The 22,570-nt window shown below is 62.5% G+C and carries 14 protein-coding genes; 5 read left to right on the top strand and 9 right to left on the bottom strand.

Features of this window, described 5'->3' with window-relative positions; all coding sequences use genetic code 11:
- Positions 1-264: 264 nt before the first annotated feature.
- Positions 265-4,692: a chemotaxis protein CheB gene (locus FQ746_RS32945; protein ID WP_144113970.1), complete on the top strand. Its 4,428-nt coding sequence runs from the start codon at positions 265-267 to the stop codon at positions 4,690-4,692.
- 83 nt (positions 4,693-4,775) lie between these two features.
- On the opposite strand, the gene FQ746_RS32950 is transcribed toward FQ746_RS32945, so the two are convergent.
- The gene (locus FQ746_RS32950; RefSeq protein ID WP_144113971.1) at positions 4,776-7,520 is read right to left on the bottom strand and encodes an ATP-dependent Clp protease ATP-binding subunit; all 2,745 of its coding nucleotides are present in this window, start codon (positions 7,518-7,520) and stop codon (positions 4,776-4,778) included.
- 569 nt (positions 7,521-8,089) lie between these two features.
- The gene (locus FQ746_RS32955) at positions 8,090-9,691 is read right to left on the bottom strand and encodes an MFS transporter (RefSeq protein ID WP_144113972.1); all 1,602 of its coding nucleotides are present in this window, start codon (positions 9,689-9,691) and stop codon (positions 8,090-8,092) included.
- 153 nt (positions 9,692-9,844) lie between these two features.
- Here FQ746_RS32955 and FQ746_RS32960 point away from each other — a divergent pair, with 153 nt between their 5' ends.
- The gene (locus FQ746_RS32960; protein ID WP_144113973.1) at positions 9,845-10,735 is read left to right on the top strand and encodes a LysR family transcriptional regulator; all 891 of its coding nucleotides are present in this window, start codon (positions 9,845-9,847) and stop codon (positions 10,733-10,735) included.
- 256 nt (positions 10,736-10,991) lie between these two features.
- Here the strand turns inward: FQ746_RS32960 and FQ746_RS32965 are convergent, their stop codons facing one another.
- The 7 genes from FQ746_RS32965 to FQ746_RS32995 form a co-directional block, all read right to left on the bottom strand.
- On the bottom strand, positions 10,992-12,173 hold the full coding sequence (locus tag FQ746_RS32965; protein WP_144113974.1) for an MFS transporter: 1,182 nt from the start codon (positions 12,171-12,173) through the stop codon (positions 10,992-10,994).
- 123 nt (positions 12,174-12,296) lie between these two features.
- The gene (locus FQ746_RS32970) at positions 12,297-12,848 is read right to left on the bottom strand and encodes a hypothetical protein (protein WP_144113975.1); all 552 of its coding nucleotides are present in this window, start codon (positions 12,846-12,848) and stop codon (positions 12,297-12,299) included.
- Positions 12,849-12,914: 66 nt separating this feature from the next.
- Positions 12,915-13,649, bottom strand: coding sequence for a hypothetical protein (locus FQ746_RS32975; protein ID WP_144113976.1), 735 nt, complete (start codon positions 13,647-13,649; stop codon positions 12,915-12,917).
- A 153-nt stretch (positions 13,650-13,802) separates the two neighbouring features.
- A complete protein-coding gene (locus tag FQ746_RS32980; protein WP_144113977.1) occupies positions 13,803-15,176 on the bottom strand; it encodes a sigma-54-dependent transcriptional regulator in 1,374 nt (457 codons plus the stop codon).
- Positions 15,161-16,636, bottom strand: a complete 1,476-nt coding sequence (locus tag FQ746_RS32985) for a sensor histidine kinase (protein WP_144113978.1) — start codon at positions 16,634-16,636, stop codon at positions 15,161-15,163. Before FQ746_RS32985 ends, FQ746_RS32980 begins: the two co-directional genes overlap by 16 nt.
- Before the next feature lie 97 nt (positions 16,637-16,733).
- The gene (tauD, locus tag FQ746_RS32990) at positions 16,734-17,567 is read right to left on the bottom strand and encodes a taurine dioxygenase (RefSeq protein WP_313955589.1); all 834 of its coding nucleotides are present in this window, start codon (positions 17,565-17,567) and stop codon (positions 16,734-16,736) included.
- Between the two features lie 17 nt (positions 17,568-17,584).
- Positions 17,585-18,928, bottom strand: coding sequence for an NtaA/DmoA family FMN-dependent monooxygenase (locus FQ746_RS32995; RefSeq protein ID WP_144113979.1), 1,344 nt, complete (start codon positions 18,926-18,928; stop codon positions 17,585-17,587).
- Positions 18,929-19,183: 255 nt separating this feature from the next.
- Between FQ746_RS32995 and FQ746_RS33000 the strand changes: the two genes are divergently transcribed.
- From FQ746_RS33000 to FQ746_RS33010, 3 genes are read left to right on the top strand one after another with little or no spacing between them, the layout of a single operon-like run.
- A complete protein-coding gene (locus FQ746_RS33000; protein WP_144113980.1) occupies positions 19,184-20,317 on the top strand; it encodes an LLM class flavin-dependent oxidoreductase in 1,134 nt (377 codons plus the stop codon).
- Positions 20,317-20,853 (top strand): GNAT family N-acetyltransferase, encoded by a 537-nt coding sequence (locus tag FQ746_RS33005; protein ID WP_144113981.1) that lies wholly within the window; start codon positions 20,317-20,319, stop codon positions 20,851-20,853. Before FQ746_RS33000 ends, FQ746_RS33005 begins: the two co-directional genes overlap by 1 nt.
- A gap of 56 nt (positions 20,854-20,909) precedes the next feature.
- Positions 20,910-22,556: an ABC transporter substrate-binding protein gene (locus FQ746_RS33010; RefSeq protein WP_144113982.1), complete on the top strand. Its 1,647-nt coding sequence runs from the start codon at positions 20,910-20,912 to the stop codon at positions 22,554-22,556.
- Positions 22,557-22,570 lie beyond the last annotated feature (14 nt).

Consider the following 22,570-nt stretch of genomic DNA (forward strand, 5'->3'; position numbering starts at 1 on the left):
GCCGCTTCCGCATTAACGAACCTGAACAGCTCGCCGAACCGCTCGTCTGGCTCGTTGTCGAAGAGCGGGATCGCGCCGCGCTTGCGAACCGACGTGCATTCATCATAGTGCCGGGCCGCATGCCGGGGCAGCGTCGGAAACTACTCAAATCGACTTAACCAGGAGGTGGCAGGAGCGGTGTTTAGCACCGGGTCATGAAAGGAAACTCGTGTACTATCGAGACGATGTCTTCCCCGTGAAGGCAACCCTCCAAGGCAATCCCCCATGCCTGACCGTCTTCCCCATCGCCCTGACAAGTTGCCCGCGGGTGCGAGTGACCGGGGCTTTCCCAGCAGCGTTCCAACGCCGGGAATCGAGGACTTTCCCGTCGTCGGAATAGGTGCATCTGCGGGCGGTCTGGACGCCTGCAGGAAGTTGCTCGGCGCACTCCCCGTCAATCCAGGCATGGCGTTTGTCCTTATTCAGCATCTCGACCCGACTCACAAAAGCATGATGGTCGACCTGTTAGGCGACCATGCGTCTGTCAACGTGCTGCAGGCGGAAGACGGCATGCGGATCGAGCGCGACTATTTGTATGTCATTCCGCCAGGCGTATCGCTTTCAGTCCGCAACGGCACGCTTCGACTATCGAAGCCGCTGGCTCGCCATGGTGCCCGCCTGCCGTTCGATTTTCTCCTGCGCTCGATGGCTGACGAATATGGAGCGCGCGCCATCTGCGTGATTCTTTCGGGCATGGGGGCCGACGGCAGCGTCGGACTGAAAGCCGTCAGGGAAGCGGGGGGTCTCGTGATTGCCCAGGACCCTGCAGAAGCAGCCTACGATTCCATGCCGCGAAGCGCGATCGCCACGGGTGCGGTGGACCTCGTCCTTACCGCAAAGGCGATACCGGCTGCACTAGCCGAGTTCCAGCGCCGCATGGCGTTACCTGCTAACGGTGCGGCCAACGTGGAAGATGCCACGCCGACGGAATTATCTAAGATCGTCGACTTGCTGCGCGTCAAAACCAGTCACGATTTCACGTTCTACAAGCCTGGCACCCTGTTGCGCAGAATCAGGAGGCGCATGGCGCTGGTAGCGCTCGACACTGGCGAAATCGGCCAATATCTCGAGGTTCTGCAGGGCGACAGCAAGGAAGTGGACCGGCTGGCGGCGGACCTGCTTATCAATGTGACCCGCTTCTTTCGCGATAACTCGGTATTCGAGTTTCTCGAGAAAACTACCGTCCCTGAACTGGTTCAAAACCGTGCGGCCGGTCAGGCCTTGCGCATCTGGGTGGCCGGTTGCAGCAGCGGTGAAGAAGTCTATTCATTGGCAATGGTCTTTCGCGAGCAGATCGTTCTGTCCGGCATCGATATCAAGCTGCAGGTGTTTGCATCCGACATCGACCCCGAGGCCGTTGCACGGGCGCGCGAAGGCCTTTACGCGAAGAGCATCGAGGCCGACGTGTCTCCCACGCGACTGGCGCGTTTCTTTTCGAAGGAGGAACAGCAATACCGGGTTCTACCTGAACTGCGCTCAGTCGTGGTATTCACGGTCCAGGACGTGCTGGCCGATCCGCCTTTCTCGCGTCTCGATCTTGTTTCATGTCGCAATCTGCTGATCTACCTCATGCCCGAGGCACAGGCGAAAGTCATATCGCTGTTTCATTTCGCATTGCGTGAGGGAGGCATCCTGCTTCTGGGCAGCGCCGAGACCTCCGGCGACACCGGTGGTCGTTTCGAACTCGTTTCAAAAGCCGAGCGGGTGTACAGGCATATCGGTCACTCGCGGCCAGGAGATCTTGGCTTCCAGGCCAGCACCGGCGAACTTTCCCGCCTTCCACTGCGCGAAGGACAAGTCGCGCGTGTTCGCACGCGCCATGCGGCGATGGCCGATCTGTGCCGGCAACTCGTGATCGATGCCTATGCACCGGCAGCGGTGCTGATCGACCGGAATCGTGAGTGCCTGTACTTTCTGGGGACCACAGACCGGTATCTCCACGTGCCACGCGGCGCACCCACGCGCGACCTGCTGTCCATGATGCCCGAAGATATGCGCACCAGACTGAGACTGGCCATCGAACAGGCCAGCCGGGAGGGTACCCGGGTCGTCGTCAATGGTGGCCGGGAATTGCGCGCTGGCAATCAGGTTTCGTTCAGCATCGACGTGCTCCCGGTATCGAACGAAGGCGAAGCGCTATTCCTGATCTGCTTTGTCGACCTGCCTGAACACGCGCGATCACATCCCGACCCAGTCCCTCTGGCAGACATTTCCCGGGTCGCCGAACTGGGACGCGAGCTGGCGACGACGCGCGATGAGCTGCAACGCGCCATCCATAGTCTCGAACTCGCCGGTGAAGAACAGAAGACGATCAGCGAAGAAGCGCTGTCGGTCAATGAGGAATATCAGTCGACCAATGAAGAGTTGGTCACCTCGAAAGAAGAGTTGCAGTCGCTTAACGAAGAGCTCACCGCACTGAATGGTCAGTTGCAGGAGACGCTGGAGCGGCAACGGACAACCTATAACGATCTGCAGAACGTTCTCTACAGTACGGATATAGCGACGCTCTTTCTGGATACGGATCTCAACATCCGCTTCTTCACTCCCGCGACGAAACTGGTGTTCAGCGTGATTCCCGGCGATGTCGGCCGCCCCCTCGCGGACCTGCGCTCGCTTGCGGCCGACGCCGATCTGCTCACGGATGCCCAGACCGTATTACATACCGGCACTCCGATCGAACGGGAGATCGAAGCACGATGCGGCCAGTGGCTACTCCGCCGAATCATGCCCTACCATACCAACGACAACGGCATCGAAGGCGTGGTCATCACGTTCACCGACATCACGGACAGAAAGCAGAATACGAAAGCGCTCGAAGCGGCTCGCCAGCAAGCCGACTTCGCCAACCTGGCCAAGTCCCGGTTTCTGGCGGCTGCCAGCCACGATCTGCGGCAACCGCTGCAGACGCTGACGTTACTTCATTCCTTGCTGGTGAAACACGTGGAAGGCGATATGGCCGGGAAAATCGTCGCCCGCTTCGAGCAGACGCTGGATGCGATGTCCGGCATGCTGAACACATTGCTCGACATCAACCAGATCGAGGCTGGGACGGTCCGCGCCGAAATTTCCAGCTTTCGGATCGATACGCTGTTTGATCGCCTGAGAGACGAGTTTGCTTACCACGCGCAGGCCCAGGGAGTGCGCCTGCGCGTGGCGCCCTGCCATCTGATGATTCGAAGCGACCCGCATCTGCTGGACCAGATCATTCGGAACCTCCTTTCGAATGCACTGAAATACACACCGCAAGGTAAAGTGCTACTCGGCTGCCGCATCCGCAAAGGTGTGGTCAGGATAGAGGTATGGGACACCGGAATTGGCATTCCCGCTACTGAACTCAAATCGATCTTCGACGAATACCATCAGCTCAACAACAGTGCGCGCGAGCGTCGACTTGGCCTCGGGCTCGGATTGTCCATCTCCCAGCGCCTCGCGCGCTTGCTGAAGCACCGGATCCGGGTACGTTCCGAGCCAGGCAAGGGTTCGGTGTTCAGCCTCGACGTCGGAGGCGCCGTCGAGCAAACTCGAGTCGACACCAGTCTGCAACCGGCAAGGCTCAACGATGAGAGCGTCGGCGCCGCCCACAAAACGGGCGCCATTCTGGTCATCGAGGACGATCCTGAAGTACGCAGCCTGCTGGAACTCATTCTGACCGACGAAGGCCACCGTGCGGCCGCCGCGCGGGATGGAACCGCGGCGCTCGAATGGGTGACGCGCGATACGTTCCGGCCGGACCTGATCCTCGCGGACTACAACCTGCCGAACGGAATGAACGGACTGGAGGTCGCCGCGAAATTAAGGGAGACGCTGCGCCGCCAGATTCCGACCATTATCCTGACGGGCGATATATCGACAGTGACGCTCGAGGCGATCGCGCTCAAGCAGTGCGTTCAACTCAACAAGCCGGTCCAGGTCAATACGCTCTCACAGATTATTCAGCGTCTGTTGCCGGAAGTGCCGCCGGCCGCCCTGCCGCATCACGCCAACGTGCTCGAGAACGGCAGCCAGGAACCGGTCGTGTACGTGGTGGACGACGATTCGGTCGTACGTGATGCGATCCGGGCGGTACTCGAGGAGGACGGCCAGACCGTCGAAACCTATCCGACATGTGAAGCCTTTCTCTCCACCTATCATTCCGGGCGAGAGGCTTGTCTGCTGGTAGACGGTTACCTGCCGGGCATGAGTGGACTTGAATTGCTGGAACACATCCGCGAAACCAGGCGGCCACTGCCGGCAATCATGATCACGGGGCACAGCGATGTTTCAATGGTGGTGCGCGCCATGAAAGCCGGCGCTGCCGATTTCATCGAGAAGCCCATCGGGCGCACCGACCTGCTCGAGGGCATCAGGCGCGCGGTTGAACAATCCCGCGACTCCAACAAACTGTTCGCATGGCGTGAGACGGCAGCGCAACAGGTCGCCACGCTCACGCCGCGTCAGCACGAGATCATGGAACGGGTGCTAGCTGGCCAACCCAGCAAGATCATCGCGTCGGACCTTTCGATCAGCCAACGCACGGTTGAAAACCACCGTGCCGCGATCATGACGAAAACAGGCGCCGGATCCCTTCCTGCGTTGGCCCGCATGGCACTGGCAGCGGCCTCGTACGGGGCCGAGCCGTCTGCCGCTTCCGACGAATCCGCCACGACGGCCTGATCGCCCCGAGTAAAGCGTCTGGGCGTTCTGTCTCATGCGTCTATCTCGAGGCGCCAACCAGAATTAGCGACGCGACCGACAGGTCAGGCTGCGTCCTCCGCATGCTCGTCCTTTTTAATTTTTCTGATTTTGTGTTTGATGGGCACCGGCAAATCGACTGGCGTGATGCTCACGTGATCTGCTGTCGAGTCAAAGGCCAAGCGCACTGTACTCCCGCTTTCGAATGCTTCGCCAAGCAACTCGCGCGCGAGGAAAGTCTCCACTTCCAGCCGGATCTGGCGTTTGAGTTCGCGCGCCCCGTATTGCGGTTGATAGCCCGTTTCCACCAGATGCTCGACAAGCGAATCGTCGATCTGCACGACAATTCGCTGCGCGGCGGCGGTGCGGACAACCCGGTCGAGCTGGATCCGCACAATGGCGCGAATATCCTCGCGCGTCAGCGAGTGGAAGACGATGATCTCATCGATCCGGTTAAGGAATTCCGGTCTGAAGTTTCCCCTGAGTTCCTGCAACAATGCGTCGCGAAGCGCTTTTTCGTTCATCCGTTGCGTGGGGTCCTGCTCGAGGTCGCCCAACATCAACGATGCCCCCAGGTTGCTGGTTGCGATGATGACAGTATTCGAGAAGTCGACCACACGCCCCTTTCCGTCGGTTAGTCGTCCATCGTCGAACACCTGGAGTAAAACATTGTTGACATCGGTATGCGCCTTTTCGATCTCATCGAGCAGAATAACGCTATAGGGCTGGCGCCTCACACGCTCGGTCAGTTGACCACCTTCCTCATAACCGACGTAGCCAGGCGGCGCTCCGATCAGACGGGCCACTGCATGGCGCTCCATGTATTCGGACATATCGATGCGAATGATTGCCTGCTCGTCGCCGAACACGGTCTCCGCCAGCGCTTTGGCCAACTCCGTTTTGCCGACGCCCGTTGGTCCAAGAAAGAGCAAGGTTGCAATCGGGCGGTTGGCCTGACCCAGGCCCGCTCGCGATACTCTCACCGCATCGCTGACCGCTTTTACGGCCTGGTCCTGACCGATCACACGCATGCGCAACCGCTCTTCGAGCTTGAGCAACCTCGCGCGCTCTTCCTGGGTCAGTTCGCTCACCGGAACGCCCGTCAGTTTCGAAACGACCGCGGCGACTGCAAGTACCGATACCTCCAGCGTTTCGGAACCACTCTTGCGCTGCCAGGCTTCCGTCTGCTCCTCGAGTTCAGCTTTTTTTATCTTGATGCTTTGCTCATGCACCTTGGCAGAATCGAAGTGCTTTCGTGACGACGCATAGTCCTGCTCGCGTTTCAGTTGTGCGATTTCCGCTTCGAGCTCCTGCATCGCAAGCGGCCTTGAACTCGCACTGATCCGAACACGAGCGGCCGCCTGATCGATGACATCGATCGCCTTGTCGGGTAAGAAACGGTTCGTGATGTACCGATCGGCCAGCTCGGTGGCCGCAACGAAGGCTTCGTCCGCGAATGTGACCTGATGGTGCTCTTCAAGCTTATCGCGTAGACCCCGAAGGATCACGATCGTCTGTTCGACGGTCGGCTCGCAGATCAGGACCGGTTGAAACCGTCGTTCGAGCGCCGCGTCCTTCTCGATGTACTTCTGATATTCATTCAAGGTCGTGGCGCCGATCAGGCTAAGCTCACCGCGCGCGAGCGCGGGCTTCAGGACATTGGCAATGTCGAGACCTCCCTCGCCGCCACCCTGCCCGGTGCCGACTATAGTGTGCAACTCATCGATAAAGAGGATGAGCTCGTCCTTCTTCGCCGTCACTTCATCGATCAGCGCCTTGGCACGCTCCTCGAACTCGCCCCGGTACTTTGCGCCTGCCACCATGGAATTGAGGTTCACTTCCACCAGCCGTCGACCGCGCAGCACTTCTGGTACTTCCCCGCTGACGATCCGCTGCGCGAGGCCCTCCACGATCGCGGTCTTGCCGACTCCCGGCTCGCCGATCAGCACCGGATTATTCTTCCGGCGCCTCGCCAGCACCTCGATCGTGCTTTCGATTTCCTGCGCCCGTCCCACCACCGGGTCGAGCTTGCCTTGCTTCGCGAGCGCCGTCAGGTCCCGACCGAATTTGTCGAGAGTCGGTGTGCCAGTCGACGCTTCGACGCGGCCATCCTGAGATCCCTTGCCGATCACTTTCACGGTTTTCTGACGAATCATCTCCGGCGACACACCGTACTTCTTCAGCAACGTTCCAGCGAGACTGTCGGGAACCGATGCAAGACCGATCAGCAGATGCTCGGGTCCAACATAGGAGTGCCCCAACTCATGTGACGCTTCGAACGCGTGAACGAAAACCTTCTTGAGCCGCGGGGAGATGGTCATCCTGTCCGACGTGGCTTCGACGGGAGAAATGCCATGCGGCGCATGCTGGTCCAGATAGCTCCGGATGTCGTCCGGCGAAAGTTTCAGTTCCTTGAATAAAGCCAGACCGACTTCGGTATCGGCCAGCACATACAGCAGATGTTCTGTGTCGAGTTCGGTTCGATGCAACTCGTGGGCTTTTTCTCCGGCGCGCTGGAGAACTTCGATGGTTTGCTCGCTGAACGCATCGGTTGGTTCGACAGATTCCTTCTCCAGGTTTGCGTTCCACGACGCCCCGTCACTCCGGTCGGCGGGCATGTCACCTGGAAAGTTCGACACTCCACCCTGCCCGAGGATCGAATCGAATGGGGAGACCATGCTTTGATGGCGCGTCAACTCGCGGTAGTGATAGTCACAGATGGACATCGATCTGCGCTGACCGTTTTGCGCCACGATAACGCGAACGACGGCGGGACGAGAGTTGCAAATCTCACAGAGTTGGTTCGGCATTTTTCCCATCCTGCATGGCAGAGCCCCGGATGAATGACGCGATGGTCGTCAATGAGTCTCGACTCAACGCTCCAAGGATAGATAGACATTAGAAATCCGGATCGGGATGGCGACTCGCATGTCAGTTCGCCGGTCGGCTCGAAGGTCGACACAAAGCACCGATCACCGTCACCATAGTCGTGGGTAAAGCATCGGCGATAGACTCGGAAACTACTCAGTCGCATGCACGATCATGGCAAAGGAGTCGTGTCGTCGGCTGCCGGATCGGCGAAATCAGAATCCATACTCGCTATTTGTACGGTGTCGTACCGCATGTGCAACCGCACTCACGTATCGTGCGGAAAGCTCGACGTACCCTGTGGCTGGATGCGCCAGGGTTAATTCACGATGGACATCCATTACTCAAAGCGGGAGCCTGCATCGACATGTCCGGTTTCCTGGAAATTGGCCTCCTCTCGGCCGTCGGTCACGACAAGCTGGCTCGCACGTTCAGGGCACGAGGCTTGTTAATCGCACGCGCGATCGGTCAACACGACGTCAATCCCGGCCAGTTGTGCAAATGGACTGCGTCAGTGATCGTCCCGCACAAGCTCGGATACTGGCAGCACGACGTCAGCTATCGGCGCGGGGGTAGGCGGGTTGCCCGCCTCCGCGCCAAACGGTGCGTCTTGTACCCGAACCCGGCTTAAGAATGCGAATGCCGCGAGCGCGCACGACAGCGTAACGACCGTGAGTACTTCGAGCAGGCTGCCGAACGCCGCAAGGTAGCTGGCCTTGAGCGTTGCGTGCGCAACGTCCGGCAGCAGTGTCGCAGCGTGGGCGAGGTCACCCGTTGCGAGCCGTGCGGCCGCCTCGGCGATAGCCGCCGGTTCCGCGTGCAGAGCCGCCGCGCGCAGACGGCTCTGCACGAGCGCCGCAAGCAGCGCGCTCACCAGCGCGAGCGCTACGCCTTCCCCCGCGACACGCGTCGTGCTGAAAATGCCCGTCGCCATTCCCGCGCGCGATTTCGGCACCACGCTCACCGACAGACCGTCCATCAGCCCCCAAGGCATCCCCGCACCGATGCCGATCGCGAGCATCGGACCGATCGCGCTTGCCCCCGCACCGGTGCGCAACGCGTCGGCGAGCGTGTAAAGCCCGGCCGCGGCGATCAGCAGCCCGATCCCCGAGATTGCGCCCGCCGACATCCAGCGCGTGAGCGTCGCTGCAACGAATGGCACGACCAGCATCGGAGCAGACAGCGCGAGCATCAGCCAGCCGGCGTGGATCTCGTCATAGCCGTCGACGCCGATGAAGCGCAGTGGCAATACGACGAGCAGCACGATGTAGCAGTAGCAGGTCGCGATGGGCAGCACCTGGACACCGACGAAGCGCGGATAGCGGAACAGCGACAGATCCAGCATCGGACGCGCGACGCGCATCTCGACGACGACGAACGAGACGGCGAACGCAACGCTCGCGGCGAGTAACCCGGCTACGGTCGTCGACGTCCAGCCGCGCGACGGCGCTTCGATGACGCCGCACGTAAAGCAGGTGAGCGCGGCCGTGAACGTCAAGGTGCCGACCCAGTCCAGCTGGCGCGTGTGTGGATCGCGTGATTCGCGCATCCGCGGCACGCCGAACGCAAGCGACAACGCGCCTGCCAGTGCACCGGTCGCAAAAATCGCGCGCCAGCCGAACTGCGAAATTAGCCATCCGGCAAGCACCGGCCCGAACGCGAGACCGATTCCAAACGTCGTGCCGAGTGCACTGAATGCGCGGGTTCGTGCGTGGCCGTCGAACTCCTGTGCGAGCGCAGAGGTGCCTCCAGCGAGTGCCGCTGCGGCCGCCACACCTTGCGCGGCACGCAGCAGATCAAAAACCACGATCGACGGCGCGAAGCCAAGCGCGAGCGAGGCCAGCGTGAAGCCTGCGACACCCCACGCGAACAGCCGCCTGCGGCCGAACCGGTCCGCGAGCGTGCCCGCCGCCATCAGCAGGCTGCCGAACGCAAGCATGAACGCGTTGGTAATCCAGTTCATCGCGACAGGGCCGCCGCCCAGGTCGCGGCCGATCGCAGGTGTTGCAACTGCGCCGCCGGAGAATGCAAGCGGCAACGCCAGCGCAGCCACGCAGACGGCGGCTAGCACGACGAGCCGCCTCGTCGAGTTGGGAGAATTCATAGGGTCCATCACCGCTCCTGGTTGAATGCCGATGCATAGGCACATTTGCGCATTGGCCGAGCGACGAAGGATAAATCCGATTCAATACACCAAAAACAGTCCCGGAGTCCGTAAATAGCGGATTAAAATTCCGCAATAAGCCAACATCGAGGTCGCACTGGCATGGACAACCTGAACGGCATTGTCGCGTTCGTCCGCACGGCGGAGACGCTCAGCTTCGTCGCGGCTGGACGCAAGCTCGGCATCTCCGCGTCGGCGGTCGGAAAGACGATCGCGAAGCTCGAGCGTTCGCTCGGCGTGCGGCTCTTTCACCGAACCACGCGCCGAGTCACGCTGACCGAAGAAGGGCGGCATTTTCACGAACACTGTCACCGGATTCTCGAGGACTTACGCGACGCGGAGGCCATGCTGTCTAAGGCAGCGCAGACGCCGCGTGGCCGGTTACGCGTGAGCCTGCCCGTGATCGGCTACCGCTTCCTGCTGCCGGTACTGCCCGCATTCAGCGCGCGCTATCCGGACGTCGAACTCGATCTCGACTTTAATGACCGGCTCGTCGACGTGGTCGATGGAGGCTTCGACGCAGTGATCCGCAGCGGTGCGCTCACCGATTCGAGTTTGACGTCGCGCCGGCTCGGTCCGTTCCGTTTCGTGCTGTGCGCGTCGCCTGGCTACGCTGCACGTGTGGGTCTGCCGCGCAAGCTTGCCGAGCTGTCCGGGCACGCCTGCGTGCGCTACCGGTTTCCGACCACCGGCAAGCTGCAGCCGTGGACGCTTACGGCAGACGGCAGCGAACCGCCGAACCTGAGCACCGCGATGACCTGCAACAACATGGAGGCGCTGCGTGGCGCGGTGATTGCCGGCTTCGGGATCGGCTTCATGCCGGACTTCCTCGCACACGACGCGCTCGCGAGCGGCGAACTCGTCAGTGTGCTCGACGACCACCCGATCGCGCACGGTCAGTTTTCGATCCTGTGGCCGTCGAGCCGGCAACTGCTTCCAAAACTGCGCGTCTTCGTCGACTTCATGTGCGCGCACCTGTTTGCGGAGCCGTGAGAATCGGTGTGAGGAAAAGAGGGTTGCGTTACGGAAACGGATTTTGCCCCATGCGCTGTTGCCCCACTCTCCCGTATATCGAGCGGACGCGCGTGAAATTCTCCGTGCGTTTCGAGGCCCGAAAACCACGCATGCGGTGCTCGAACTCGCGTGTTTTTGCAGGCTGTTCTCTGCCTGGTCGAGCGGTTCCTCGATGTCACGCAAGCTCGACTGTAAACGGAAATACCACCGCCCCACGCAACTGATGATCCGGCCGTCAACGGTTCACGCTGCCGAAACACATCCAGAGCGCAAGCGAACCCGTCGATACAAAGCCCAGCACTAGAAATGCGCTCGCATATCCAAAATGCTGAGCGAGCACACCGCCCAGCGCAGGACTCAGCGCGGCGCCCGCGGCCTGAAAGGTCATGACGACACCCTGCCCGACATTCACACGCCCCGTGCCCTGCAGCAGCCGCACCACCAGCGCAGGTACTGCGACGCTCTGTAACCCCGCGCCTATGCCGTCGAGCGCCTGAACCGGCCATACCCCCCACGAGGTGATGAACATCGCCGCGACCAATCCGCGTAGAGGCAATGCGAGAAACGTAATCAGGATCACGCGCCAGTAGCCGATCCGGTGAATCAGCCGATTCGCAAGACACGCCGCGACGACCATCACCAGTTGCGCAACGACGATGGTCTCAGCGGTGAAGGCATTCGGCTCGCCCTGATGCGCCGCGACGACTGCGAGTCCGTAAAGCGGCAGCATCGCCGCATTGCACAGATGAAACATCGCGAGCGATGCCGCGAGCACCAGCAACGGTCGGCAGGTCAACAGCACGCGAAATCCGCTCGCATGCTCTTGCTCGTTCGGTACCGATTCTCCGAGGCCACGTGCGCTGTCGTGATCGATCGCATCTCGCCGGATGGCCAGCGTCGAGATGACCGTCAGGATGCCGAACACACCGGCGAGTACGAACACCGCACCGAATCCATAGCGCCATCCGAGCCAGCCCGAAAGCGCGGCTCCAATCACGTTACCCGCGTGGTTCGCAACCTGGTTGCGGCCGAACTGCCGGTTAAAGCCCTTTTCCTTAACGATTCCGAGCGTCACGCCGGTCACGGCAGGACCGAGCGCGGCGCCGGTCACGGCCGTGAAAATCTGCGACGAGGCCACCATCCAGTAGTCGTGCGACACCCACAGCACGAGTGACGCGAGTGTCGTCATCACCCCTGCGATGACAATGATGCCGCGCTTGTGATGCGTGGCATCGACCAATGCACCCGCCGGCGAGGTCGCGAGCATTCCTGCGATACCGCCCAGCGTCATGACCGTGCCGATCGCCTGGGGAAGCCAGCCGTGTGCCTGCAGAAAAACGCCGAGGAACGGCCCGATGCCTGCCTGGACATCGGCCATGAAAAAATTCAGTGCTTCTAGTGCGTACTGAGCATTCATGGTTCACCAATGGCGTCCGTTCCTGATCGGGAGTTTCGTACTGGTCGTCGCCCGAGGCGTTGAGGTTTCCGAAGTGCACCCAGTTCCACATGACACGTGCTCGATAACAGGAACGCCGACCCGTCAGGCGGACTCCGGTGCGTCGACGAGTTCTGCTATTTCGTCGACTTCGATCGTGCGTCCGAGCCGGTTTTTGACTCCATGACCCCACGCGTGAACGTACGCGCCCGGACTCAGATAAGCGCTCAACTCCGCGGCAGCGTGCGGCGGCATGCGCAGGGACGTACCGTCGTCCAGCAGCGCCCCACGCAATTCGCCCTTCGGACCGAAAAGCGACAGCACCACTTCGCCGGACGCGTCCATCGGTGTGCGTTCGACAAGCGGCTTGTGATGCTTCTCACCGTGGTGATGCGGACCGTCGTCGAGAATCAGCACGCCGTCCCGAGTGGTGAGGGAGACGGCGGCGATCATGTCGGCATCGCGAGGCTTGACGCCGCGTACGCGAACGACATCGCCGAGTGCCACGTGACGCGCGAGTTGCTTCGACAGATGCGGCGGAAAGTGAACCTGACGCGAGCCGATGAGGAGACCATCGACTTCACCGTGCGGATTCAACAGGAAACGCGTGACTTTGCCGCGTGTTTCCGGAAGGCTGGCGGGATCGATCCAATGCATGTTCTATGTCCTGTGTGAAGGTAATCGTCTGTGAATGTGAGTCGAGGCTGGCCGGATAGCCCGGTCTCAAGGCATCGGCGCCTTGCGGTCGTAGAGCGGAGTCAGCTTGCCCGGCGAGCCGAATGCGGTCGCCTGCAGCGCGGTGCCGTACTGATTGCGCGTGCCATAGCCTTGCGCCGACACCGTCGCGCCGGTACGAACCAGAGTCGCAAACTGTTGGGCCACGGGTGGCGTGAGTTTGATCACCGTGCCGTCCGAGAGGATCACACCATCCGGTTCGCCGCGCGGCGCAGTCGTGACTTGCGCCACCTGTCCTTGAGCGCTCAGACGCGCAAGGCCTTCGCCGCGTGCCGCGCGCGGCATCGGCCTCGCGCCCGGCAGCGCGGGTGCGTCCATCAGTTGCTGGCCGCTTCGCGTATCGGTGATGCGCTGGGCAGTCAGGTTGCCCCCTTTGTCGCGCGTGCCGCTCACCTGCACGCTATCGCCCTGGCGAACAGCCGAGGTCAGTTGCGAGCTCATATGCGGTGGAAAGCGCACGAGCTTGCCATCGTTGGTCATGAAGCCGTCGACATCGCCGTCCGGATTAGTCAGGAAGCGCACCACGGTGACCTGCGTGGTGGCGACAGAAGCAGCGTCGGCGAGCGGACCTGGCGAAGGCTCCGCCGCGACGGGCGGTGGTGCCACCGTCGCAACGGGCTGAGGTGGAGGTTGTAGCTGAGTCTGTGCCGAGCATCCGGCGCTCGCGGTGAGAACGGCTGCGAGCACGACGATTCGCAAGCTGGGGTACTGATTCGATTGCATGATTCACTCCTTGTGCGTAGCGAGGAGCTATTTGCAAGGGCTATGCCATGCGAGCACGCCCGATGGCTCGGGGAACCGGCCGTTGAAGGCACGTAGAAGTGTCGGGAAACCCGACAGCCTATGTCCGGTTCCTTGACGATGCCGGACTCGTGCTTAAGCGTCGGAGATGCCGAGCGTTGCCATGCGCGTATAGAGCGACTGGCGGCTGATGCCGAGACGGCGCGCCGCCTCGGCACGATTGCCCGCGGCCGCCGAGAGCGCACGCACGATCAGCGTGCGCTCCAGATGCGCAACTGCTTGCGGGAGCGGAAGTTCGAGCAGCGTGGCGGGAATCGCGTCAGCCGCGTTGTCCGCGGTGTCTTTCATCGCGGTCAGGAAGACGAAGTCTTCACGCGTCAGCACCTGTCCAGGCGCGAGCGCGCTCGCCCGCTCGATCGCATTGGCAAGCTCGCGGACATTGCCCGGCCACGCAAACGTGGCGAGCAGGCGCTGTGCATCGGCCGAAAGATGTTTGCGCAAGACATCGGACGATGCGCCCGCGAGAAAGTGCTCGGCAAGCGGCAGGATATCGGCCACCCGCTCGCGCAGCGGCGGCATATGCAACGGAATCACGTTGAGCCGAAACAGCAGGTCCTGCCGGAAAGTACCCGCCTCGACCATCGAAGCGAGATCGCGATGGGTCGCCGCAACTACACGCACATCGACCGTCACGAGCCGGTTCGTTCCCAGCGGCGTGACTTGCCGTTCCTGCAGCACGCGCAGGAGTTTCGCCTGCATGGGTAGCGGCATATCGCCGACTTCGTCCAGAAAGAGCGTGCCGCCATGCGCCTCCTCGACGCGCCCCCGCCTGTCGCTTTGCGCGCCCGTGAAGGCACCCTTGCCATGCCCGAAGAGTTCGCTTTCGAGTAGCTCGTGCGGAATGGCCGCACAGTTCACCGCGACGAACGGTCCGCTTACCCGCGCCGACGCGCGATGCAGTACGCGGGCCGCGATTTCCTTGCCGGTTCCCGTTTCGCCGGTAATCAGCACGGTCGCATTTGCGGCCGCCGCGCGGCCCAGGCGCTTTTGCACTTCGCGCATGCTTTCGCTCACGCCGAGCAGTTGCGGCTCGCGGGACGTGACTTCGTCGGCGAACACTCGGGCGGCGGGTGCGCCAGATTGCGCCGTCAGAATGCGCTCGAGGAGCGCGGCGATCTCGTCCCGCCCAACCGGTTTCGTCAGATGCTCGAAGGCGCCGAGCCGCATTGCGCCGATGGTGTTGTCGCTGGTCGCATGTGCGGTGAGCATCACGACCGGGACGGTTTGCAGGCCGGGCATCCTGCGCAGCGAGTCGAGCACAGCAAGGCCGTCCGCGCCGGGCAGGCGGAAGTCGAGAAAGATGCACGCGGGCGCTGGACACTCGTGCAACTGCGCGAGCGCTTCTTCGCCCGAGCGTGCTTCGGTCGGCGAATGGCCGAGATCCTGAACCGTTTCAGCGAGGCCTTCGCGAAACGCGTCGTCGTCATCGATGATCAGGATGGTCGCCATGGCAACTCGATAACAAAGCACGTCAGGCTGGAATCTTCCGCAAGATAGGCGCGGCCGCCATGCGCCGACGCTATTTCACGCACGACGGCAAGACCCAGGCCCGAGCCGTCCGGACGCCCCGTCACGAAAGGCTCGAAGATCCGCTCGTGCTCGGCCTGGCTGACGCCGGGACCATTATCGACGACTTCGAGCCTGAGCCTTTCGCCTTCGTTCGTCCAGGTACCGTAGGCGCGAACGGTCACGTTTCCGCCCGACGGCACGTGCCTGAGTGCGTTCACGAGGAGATTGTCCAGCGCGCGCGCCAGTTGGACGGGATCGAAAAAGGGCTGGCTCCTGCTCGCGGCGACTTCTGCGCGGAGCACGACACTCCTGCTCCCGGCACGCGCTTCGTGCGTCTGGATGATGTCGCCGAGCCACGCTGGCAGGTCGACCTCGCACGCGCGCACCGTCACCGATTGCGTCAGCGCCAGCAGGCTCGTCACCTGAGACTCGATGCGGCCCACCTGCTCGATGACGCTCTTCAACGCGGCTTCCCGGCGGGCGCCATCACCGGCGAGCGCGTTCTCGGCCTTCAGACGCATCGCGCCCGCCGGGTTGCGGATTTCGTGCGCGATTTGCGCCGCCATTTTTCCGAGCGCGCTGAAACGTTCTGCTTCCGCGAGCCGCCGGTTCAGCGCGTTCGCGTCGCGCGTAAGCCGTTCGGCGCGGTCGGTATAGCGGTTGAGCGCATCGACGATCTGATCCAGATCACGCTCGCCCAGCCGGTCGAGCCGTTGGCCGCGCTCGAAGTCGCCCGCGGGCGCGAGCGACAGTTCGAGCCGCGTGAGGTTGCGCTTCCATCGCCTGAGCGTCAGTGCCAGAAAAATGGCGAGCACGACGATGATGCCGAGCACCCCGGCGAGGATGGTCGCGGCCCGCTCGCCGTATGGACCGAGCGGAGGCCGTGCACGGGTCAGCGTCCATGCAAACAGTCCCGTGTGACGCGGCACAGGGCAGGCCACCGCGAGCACGGCATCCGCCCCGCTCGGCACGCTCTCGGCCTGCAATTGTCCATTGCTCGATGCGCTTCTCAGCGCACGCAGAATAAGCGGTGTCTCCGCCTCCGGGATGTCACGCTTGACCCCGCTACCGCCATAGGTGGGAAACGCATAGGCGACGAAGCCGCCGGAGGCACGCGCATTGGTCCAGAAACCGCCTTCGATGCCATCGGTCTGGATCAGCACGAGATCGAGCACTGCGTGCATGAGCTCCACATTGGTCTCGTCCGAATGCTGCATCGAAAGGTCATAGCGCGAGGCCACCGCAGTGCAGGCGGCTGCCGCCTGCTGCTTTGCTGCTACCACACGCTCGCCGAGCGCCGACGACAACATGAGCCAAACCGCCACGCTCAGAAGGCCGCACAGCGCGGCGATCAGGGTCCACAGCGCAAGTAGCTGGGTGGAGAACGACGGTTTCGGCATGAAGGATCAGCGAGCGAAGAGAGGTAGCTCGCTGTGAAGCAATTCTTCTGCCAGACCTGAGGAGATTGGAACCGCACGCTGGACGATGGGGTGACAATCAATACGGCCGGTCACCCAATATCGTCGCGCGATGCATGATGCGCCGCGCCGGGCGGTAATCGTCCACCGCATAGTGGCTGGTCGAGCGATTGTCCCAGAACGCGATGTCCCCTGACGCCCATCGCCAACGCACGCCGAAGTCCGGGCGTGCCTGATGGGCGAACAGAAAATCGAGTAACGCCTTGCCCTCCTGCTCGGGCAGTTCGTTGATCTCCGTGGTAAAGCCTTCGTTGACGAACAGCCCCTTGCGTCCGCTTTCCGGATGCGTGCGAAGCACCGGATGACTCAGCGGCGGATTCTTGAGGCGTGTCTCGTTCCAGCGCTGGGTGTCCGCGGCGGTCAGGCCGAACCTTTTGAGCGGAAAGCTTTTGGTGAAGTCGTGCGTCGCCGTCAGACCTTCCAGCAGGACCTTCAGTCGGTCCGAGAGCGCGTCATAAGCCGCGAAGCTGCTCGCCCATAGCGTGTCGCCGCCGCTCTGCGGCAACTGCCGCGCAACCAGCACCGCGCCAAGCGGAGGCGTGGCCGAAAACGTCACATCGGTGTGCCAGATGGCATTGTCTTTCAGGTCGACCGATTCGGTGTCCAGCACCAGGATCTCGCTCGCCTCAGGATGCTGCGGATAGATAGGATGCGTATGCAGTTCGCCGAAGCGCGCCGCAAAGTCGCGGTGCTGACGCGGTGTGATGCTCTGCTGACGGAAGAACAGCACCTGATAACGCACCAACGCCGCGCGTAGTTCCTCCAGCGCATCCGCACTGACCGGCTGGCTCAGATCGATGCCTTGCACCAAAGCGCCTAACGCGGGTGCAAGACGGGTCACAGTCAGGGTCACGCCCACTCCTTCAACGCTCAATTAAACGCATGCCGTGCGTGCTTTTCATCAACGACCTCAGCGGATTCGAGAGCCGGCAGTTCGAGATTCGAGCGCAAATCGCCACCACGGTAGTCGGTGTCGATCAGGTTACGCCTGCGCAATTCCGGCAATAGTCCGTTCAGCAGCAGGTCTTCCTGATCGGGCTGACCCAGGCCGTGCAGCGACACGACGTCGACGAGTCCCGCGCGATACCGTTCTTCGATCGCATCCGCGAGTTGTTCAGGCGTACCGGCAACGGACCAGTGCCCGGTGTCCTGCGCGCGGATGATCAGCTCGCGCAACGTGAGCCCTTGCAACGCATAACCGCGAAAGATCGCGACACGCCCGCGCCGGCGATTCACGCTTTCGATGTCCGGCAACAGCGCGTGAGGCAGCGGCCGGTCAAGCGGCAGGTCGCTCAGCACGTTCAGGTCGATACCGCCGCCGAGCATGTCGGCAAGCTTGAGCCGCCCCTGTTCGTAATCGATCTTTTCGTGTTTCTCGCGCAGACGTCGCGCGACGTCCGCATCCGACTCGCCAATCAGCGAATGAAACGAGTTCATGACGAACGGCAACCGGTTCGCACGGCCGAACCCGATCGCCTGCCGGCGCAATTCGGTCACGAAGGTTCGCGCCTCGTCGAGTGTCGGCTGCGATGTGTAGACGACTTCGGCGTAACGTGCGCCCAGCGTCACCCCGCTCGCCGACTGCCCCGCCTGGAACAGCACCGGCCGCCGTTGCGGCGGCGGTGGCACGTTGAGCGGCCCCTGCACCTGAAAGTGCTTACCGCGATAGTCGATCGCGCCGAGCTTGCGCGGGTCGACCGACACCGAGCCTGCCGCAGTGCGTCGTGCGGCCGCCGGATCGTTCGCATCGAACAATGCGTTGACCACTTCGACGAACTCCGTCGCGCGCGCATAGCGGCGCTCGGGATCGGGCAATCCGCCCTCGCCGAAATTCTCCTCGCCGACCGACGACGTGACCGCGTTCCACGCGGCACGGCCTCCGCTCACGTGATCGAGTGTGCCGATCAGCCGCGCGATGTTGTACGGGTGATGGTAGGTCGTCGATACGGTTGCAACGAGCCCGATCGACGAAGTCGCCTGGCTCAACGCGGCGAGCGCGACGATCGGCTCTTGGCTGCCGGTGTTGCCGGCGAGGCCTGCCTGATCGGCCTGAAGCAGGTCTGCCGTGAAGAGCCCGGTGATCTTCTGCGCCTCCGCCTTGCGCGCCAGCGCAGCGGCTCGTCGAATGCCCTGTGCGACGTCTTCGTCACCGCGCGCATAGAGCACGTTACCCGCGCCAACGAGCGTCTTTAATCGCCTGGTTGGGACGTTCATGCAGCAATACCACCGTTTGAGCGGAGCCGGGCGGGAAGCCGCGCCAGGCCAAGTCGAGCCTGCATGGGGAGTCCTTTGTATACGATCGAACGGCGCTCACCTTACCTCACTGCCCCCTACGGACCGGAACAAATATTTTCGGCTTTCGATATTCCTCGTGATTGTTTGACCCGCCCATACACGAAGCAAAATAATCTCGCATCCCGAATCGAATCAACTGTTTCGATTTCGTCGTTCCTATTCGATTCCTTTCTCATGACCTATCGAGCCAGCGTTGCCGGTCACGCTTCATCGAAGCCCGGTTTCAGATTGAGCGTGCTGGACAAGAGCCCGCTCGCCGCCGGCGAAAGTGCCGTCGACGCGCTCGGGCGCAGCGTCGCGCTCGCCCGCGCCGCCGATGCCTGGGGCTATCACCGTTACTGGCTCGCCGAACATCACAACACGGCGGGCCTCGCCTGCCCTTCGCCGGAAATCCTGATTGCGCACGTGCTGGCGCATACCCGGCGTATCCGGGTGGGCTCGGGTGGCGTGATGCTGCAGCACTACAGTCCGTACAAGATCGCAGAAAATTTCAATCTGCTGGCCGCGCTTGCGCCTGGCCGCGTCGATATGGGTATCGGCAAGGCGCCGGGTGGGCTGCCGCTGTCGACGCGTGCTCTGCAAACGTCCGGCGAGTCGTCGCACCGCGCCGATTTCGCGGAACTGGCCTCGGCGCTGGACCGTTATCTGCGCGCGACCGATACTCCGCCCGCCGGCCACGAGGGCAACGAAACCGTGCTGCGCGCGACGCCGTTACCGCCGGAATCGGCAAGCCCGTTCCTGCTCGGCGCGAGCGTCGACAGCGCAGCGCTTGCGGCCCGCCTCGGCTGGGACTTCGTCTATGCGGCGCATATCAACGCGGCAGCCGAGAACATCCAGCAGTCGCTCGATCGATACCGGTCCGCATCCGGTGGGCGTGTGCCGCTGCTCGCGATTTCCGTCGTCGTCGCGCCAACGCGAGCCGAAGCGGTGAAGCTCGCCGAAGGCTTCCGGCGTTTTCGCGTGCAGGTCGGCGATGGTCCCGCCGTGAACGTCGGCAGCCTCGAACAGGTCGAGGAATTCGTGCGTCAGTCGGGCGGCGGTGCGCATCGGGTCGAAGAACGCGAGGCCCATATCGTGCACGGCACGCGCGACGAAGTGCTGCGCGAACTCGGCGAACTGCAGCAACGCTACGGCGTGGAAGAGTTCATCGTGGATACGCCGATCTCAGCGGCCGCGCCGCGCATCGCATCGCTGCGCCTTCTCGCGGGTGGCGCCGACCCATCGAACGCCAACCAGTCGAACACCACGCTAGCGACACAAGCCCCAACGCCCATCGACGCGGCTCACTCCTTCGCTCCGGCAGACTGATGACCGACACCATTCGCATCGCCGATCAGCACGACGTGCCCGCTCTTTACGATCTGCTTCAGCAAGCCTATGCGCCGCTCGCACGCGAGGGCGTCCACTTCACGATCACGCGCTCGCCGGTCGAGCGGGTTCAGCGCACCGTCGCGAGCCACACCACCTTCGTACTCGAGCGCGAGTCGCCGAGCGGCGACAAGGCACTGGCCGCGACGCTCACGGTCCGCTTCCCGTGGACGCCGGAAGACCGTCACCTGACGCCTTATCCGTTCATTCACTGGTTCGCGGTTGCACCCGATTTCAAGCGTCAGGGACTTGGCAACACGTTGCTCGATTACGTTGAAAACACCTTCCTGAAGACGCAGGTCAAGGCGCCGGCGACCTACCTTGCGACAGCCGTCGAACACCCGTGGCTGAAGGCGTTTTACGAGCGACATGGATACGTCCCTTTCCAGCAGTCGATCAACGCGCTCGGTACGCCGCTCGTCTGGCTTCGCAAGGTTCTGATTCCGGAGCTCTACCCGCAAACGCCGGCCGCCTAGCCAGGCACACACGCTATCTTCTTTTGCTGCTTTTTTCTTCGAAGGCTTTTCGATTGATGACACTTCCATTTGCGCCACGACGTTCCACCCATCGAGTCGCGAGTCTCGCCGCATCGACCGCCGTTCTGCTCGCGCTTGCGCTCCCGACTCCGACGTTCGCGCAAGGCACCCCAACGTCCGGCGGCACCTTGACGTGGGGCGTCGAAACGCAGCCGCACACGCTCAATCCGCAACTCAACGGCCAGGACAAAGTCGAGCTGCTGTTGCGTAACGCGTACGAAAGCCTGCTCGCGCAGAAGCCCGACGGCAGTTTCGTGCCGTGGCTGGCGAGTGCCTACAAGGTCTCCGCCGATGGCAAGACCTATACGTTCACACTGCGCGACGGTGTCAAATTCACCGACGGCGCACCGTTCGATGCCAAAGCCGTGGCCCGCAACTTCCTCAACGCGCGCAACCTTGCGTATTCCGGCGGCAGCAACCTGTCACGGCTGATCTCGCACGTCGCGGACGTGAAGACGCCCGATGCCCATACCGTCGAGATCACACTCGACGCGCCCTACTCGCCGTTTCTCACGTTCGCCGGGCGCCTGCCGCTGCTTTCGCCCAACGCGTTCGACAAGACGAGCCTGAAAGCGGGCGGACCGGACATTGCCGGCACCGGGCCGTTCATTCTGCGCAAGTACGTCAAAGGGCAGGAGATCGAGTTCGCCCGCAACCCGGACTATCGCTGGGCGCCGCCGACGGCAGGCCACCAGGGACCGGCTTATCTGGACAACGTGGTCTACCGTTTCCTGCCTGAGTCGTCGGTGCGCACGGGCGCGCTGCTGTCCGGCCAGGTCGACGTGATCGAGGGCGTCTCCGGCAACGACGCCGCGCTGATTCGCCACAACCCGGATCTCACGTACCAGCATGCATTGAACACGGGCACGCCGTACTCGCTGTTCCTGAACGTCACCTACGGGCCCACGCAGGAACTGAAAGTCCGCCGTGCGCTGCTCGAAGGGCTCGACATGACGGGCATCGTCCAGTCCATCTACCGTGGTGAGCGCACGCGCGCCTGGGGCATCACGTCGCCGATCGATCCGCTCTACGACAACAGCCTGGAGCGCAAGTACGGCAACGATCCTAAGCTCGCCAATTCGCTGCTCGACGAAGCCGGCTGGAGCGCGCGCGATTCGGGCGGCTACCGCACGAAACAGGGCGAACGGCTGACCATCACGGTGATCCAGGCGCAAGCGACCGTGCGCGACCAGCGCGACGTACTGCTGCAGGCACTGCAGGCGCAGGCACGTCAACGGCTGGGCGTGGACCTGAAAATCCAGTACGTCGACGACGGCACCTACACCGACAGTCGCAAGAGCGGCAAGTACGGCGCCATCGCCAACTCCAACACGCCACCCGACGCGATCGACATCGAAGGCCACTACCTGCCTGTCGATCAGGGCGGCGCGCTGAACTATAGCCGCGCCTCAGCGCCCGAACTGACACGCTGGCTGCAGTCGGCCGCGCAGACGCAGAACATCGCCGAACGCAAGAAGCTGTACAGCGAGTTGCAGCACTTCGTCATCGTCGAGCAGGCCTATGCGGTGCCGCTGTACGAGCCCGAAGATCAGATCGCGGCGGCGAAGGCCGTGCAGGGCATCCGCTTCCGCCCGTTTGCGCAGATGCCGGAAAACCCCTACGACATCTGGCTGAAGAAATAAGCCGTGAGAGACAT

This window comes from Paraburkholderia sp. BCC1886 (assembly GCF_900996245.1).
Classification (GTDB): Bacteria; Pseudomonadota; Gammaproteobacteria; order Burkholderiales; family Burkholderiaceae; genus Paraburkholderia.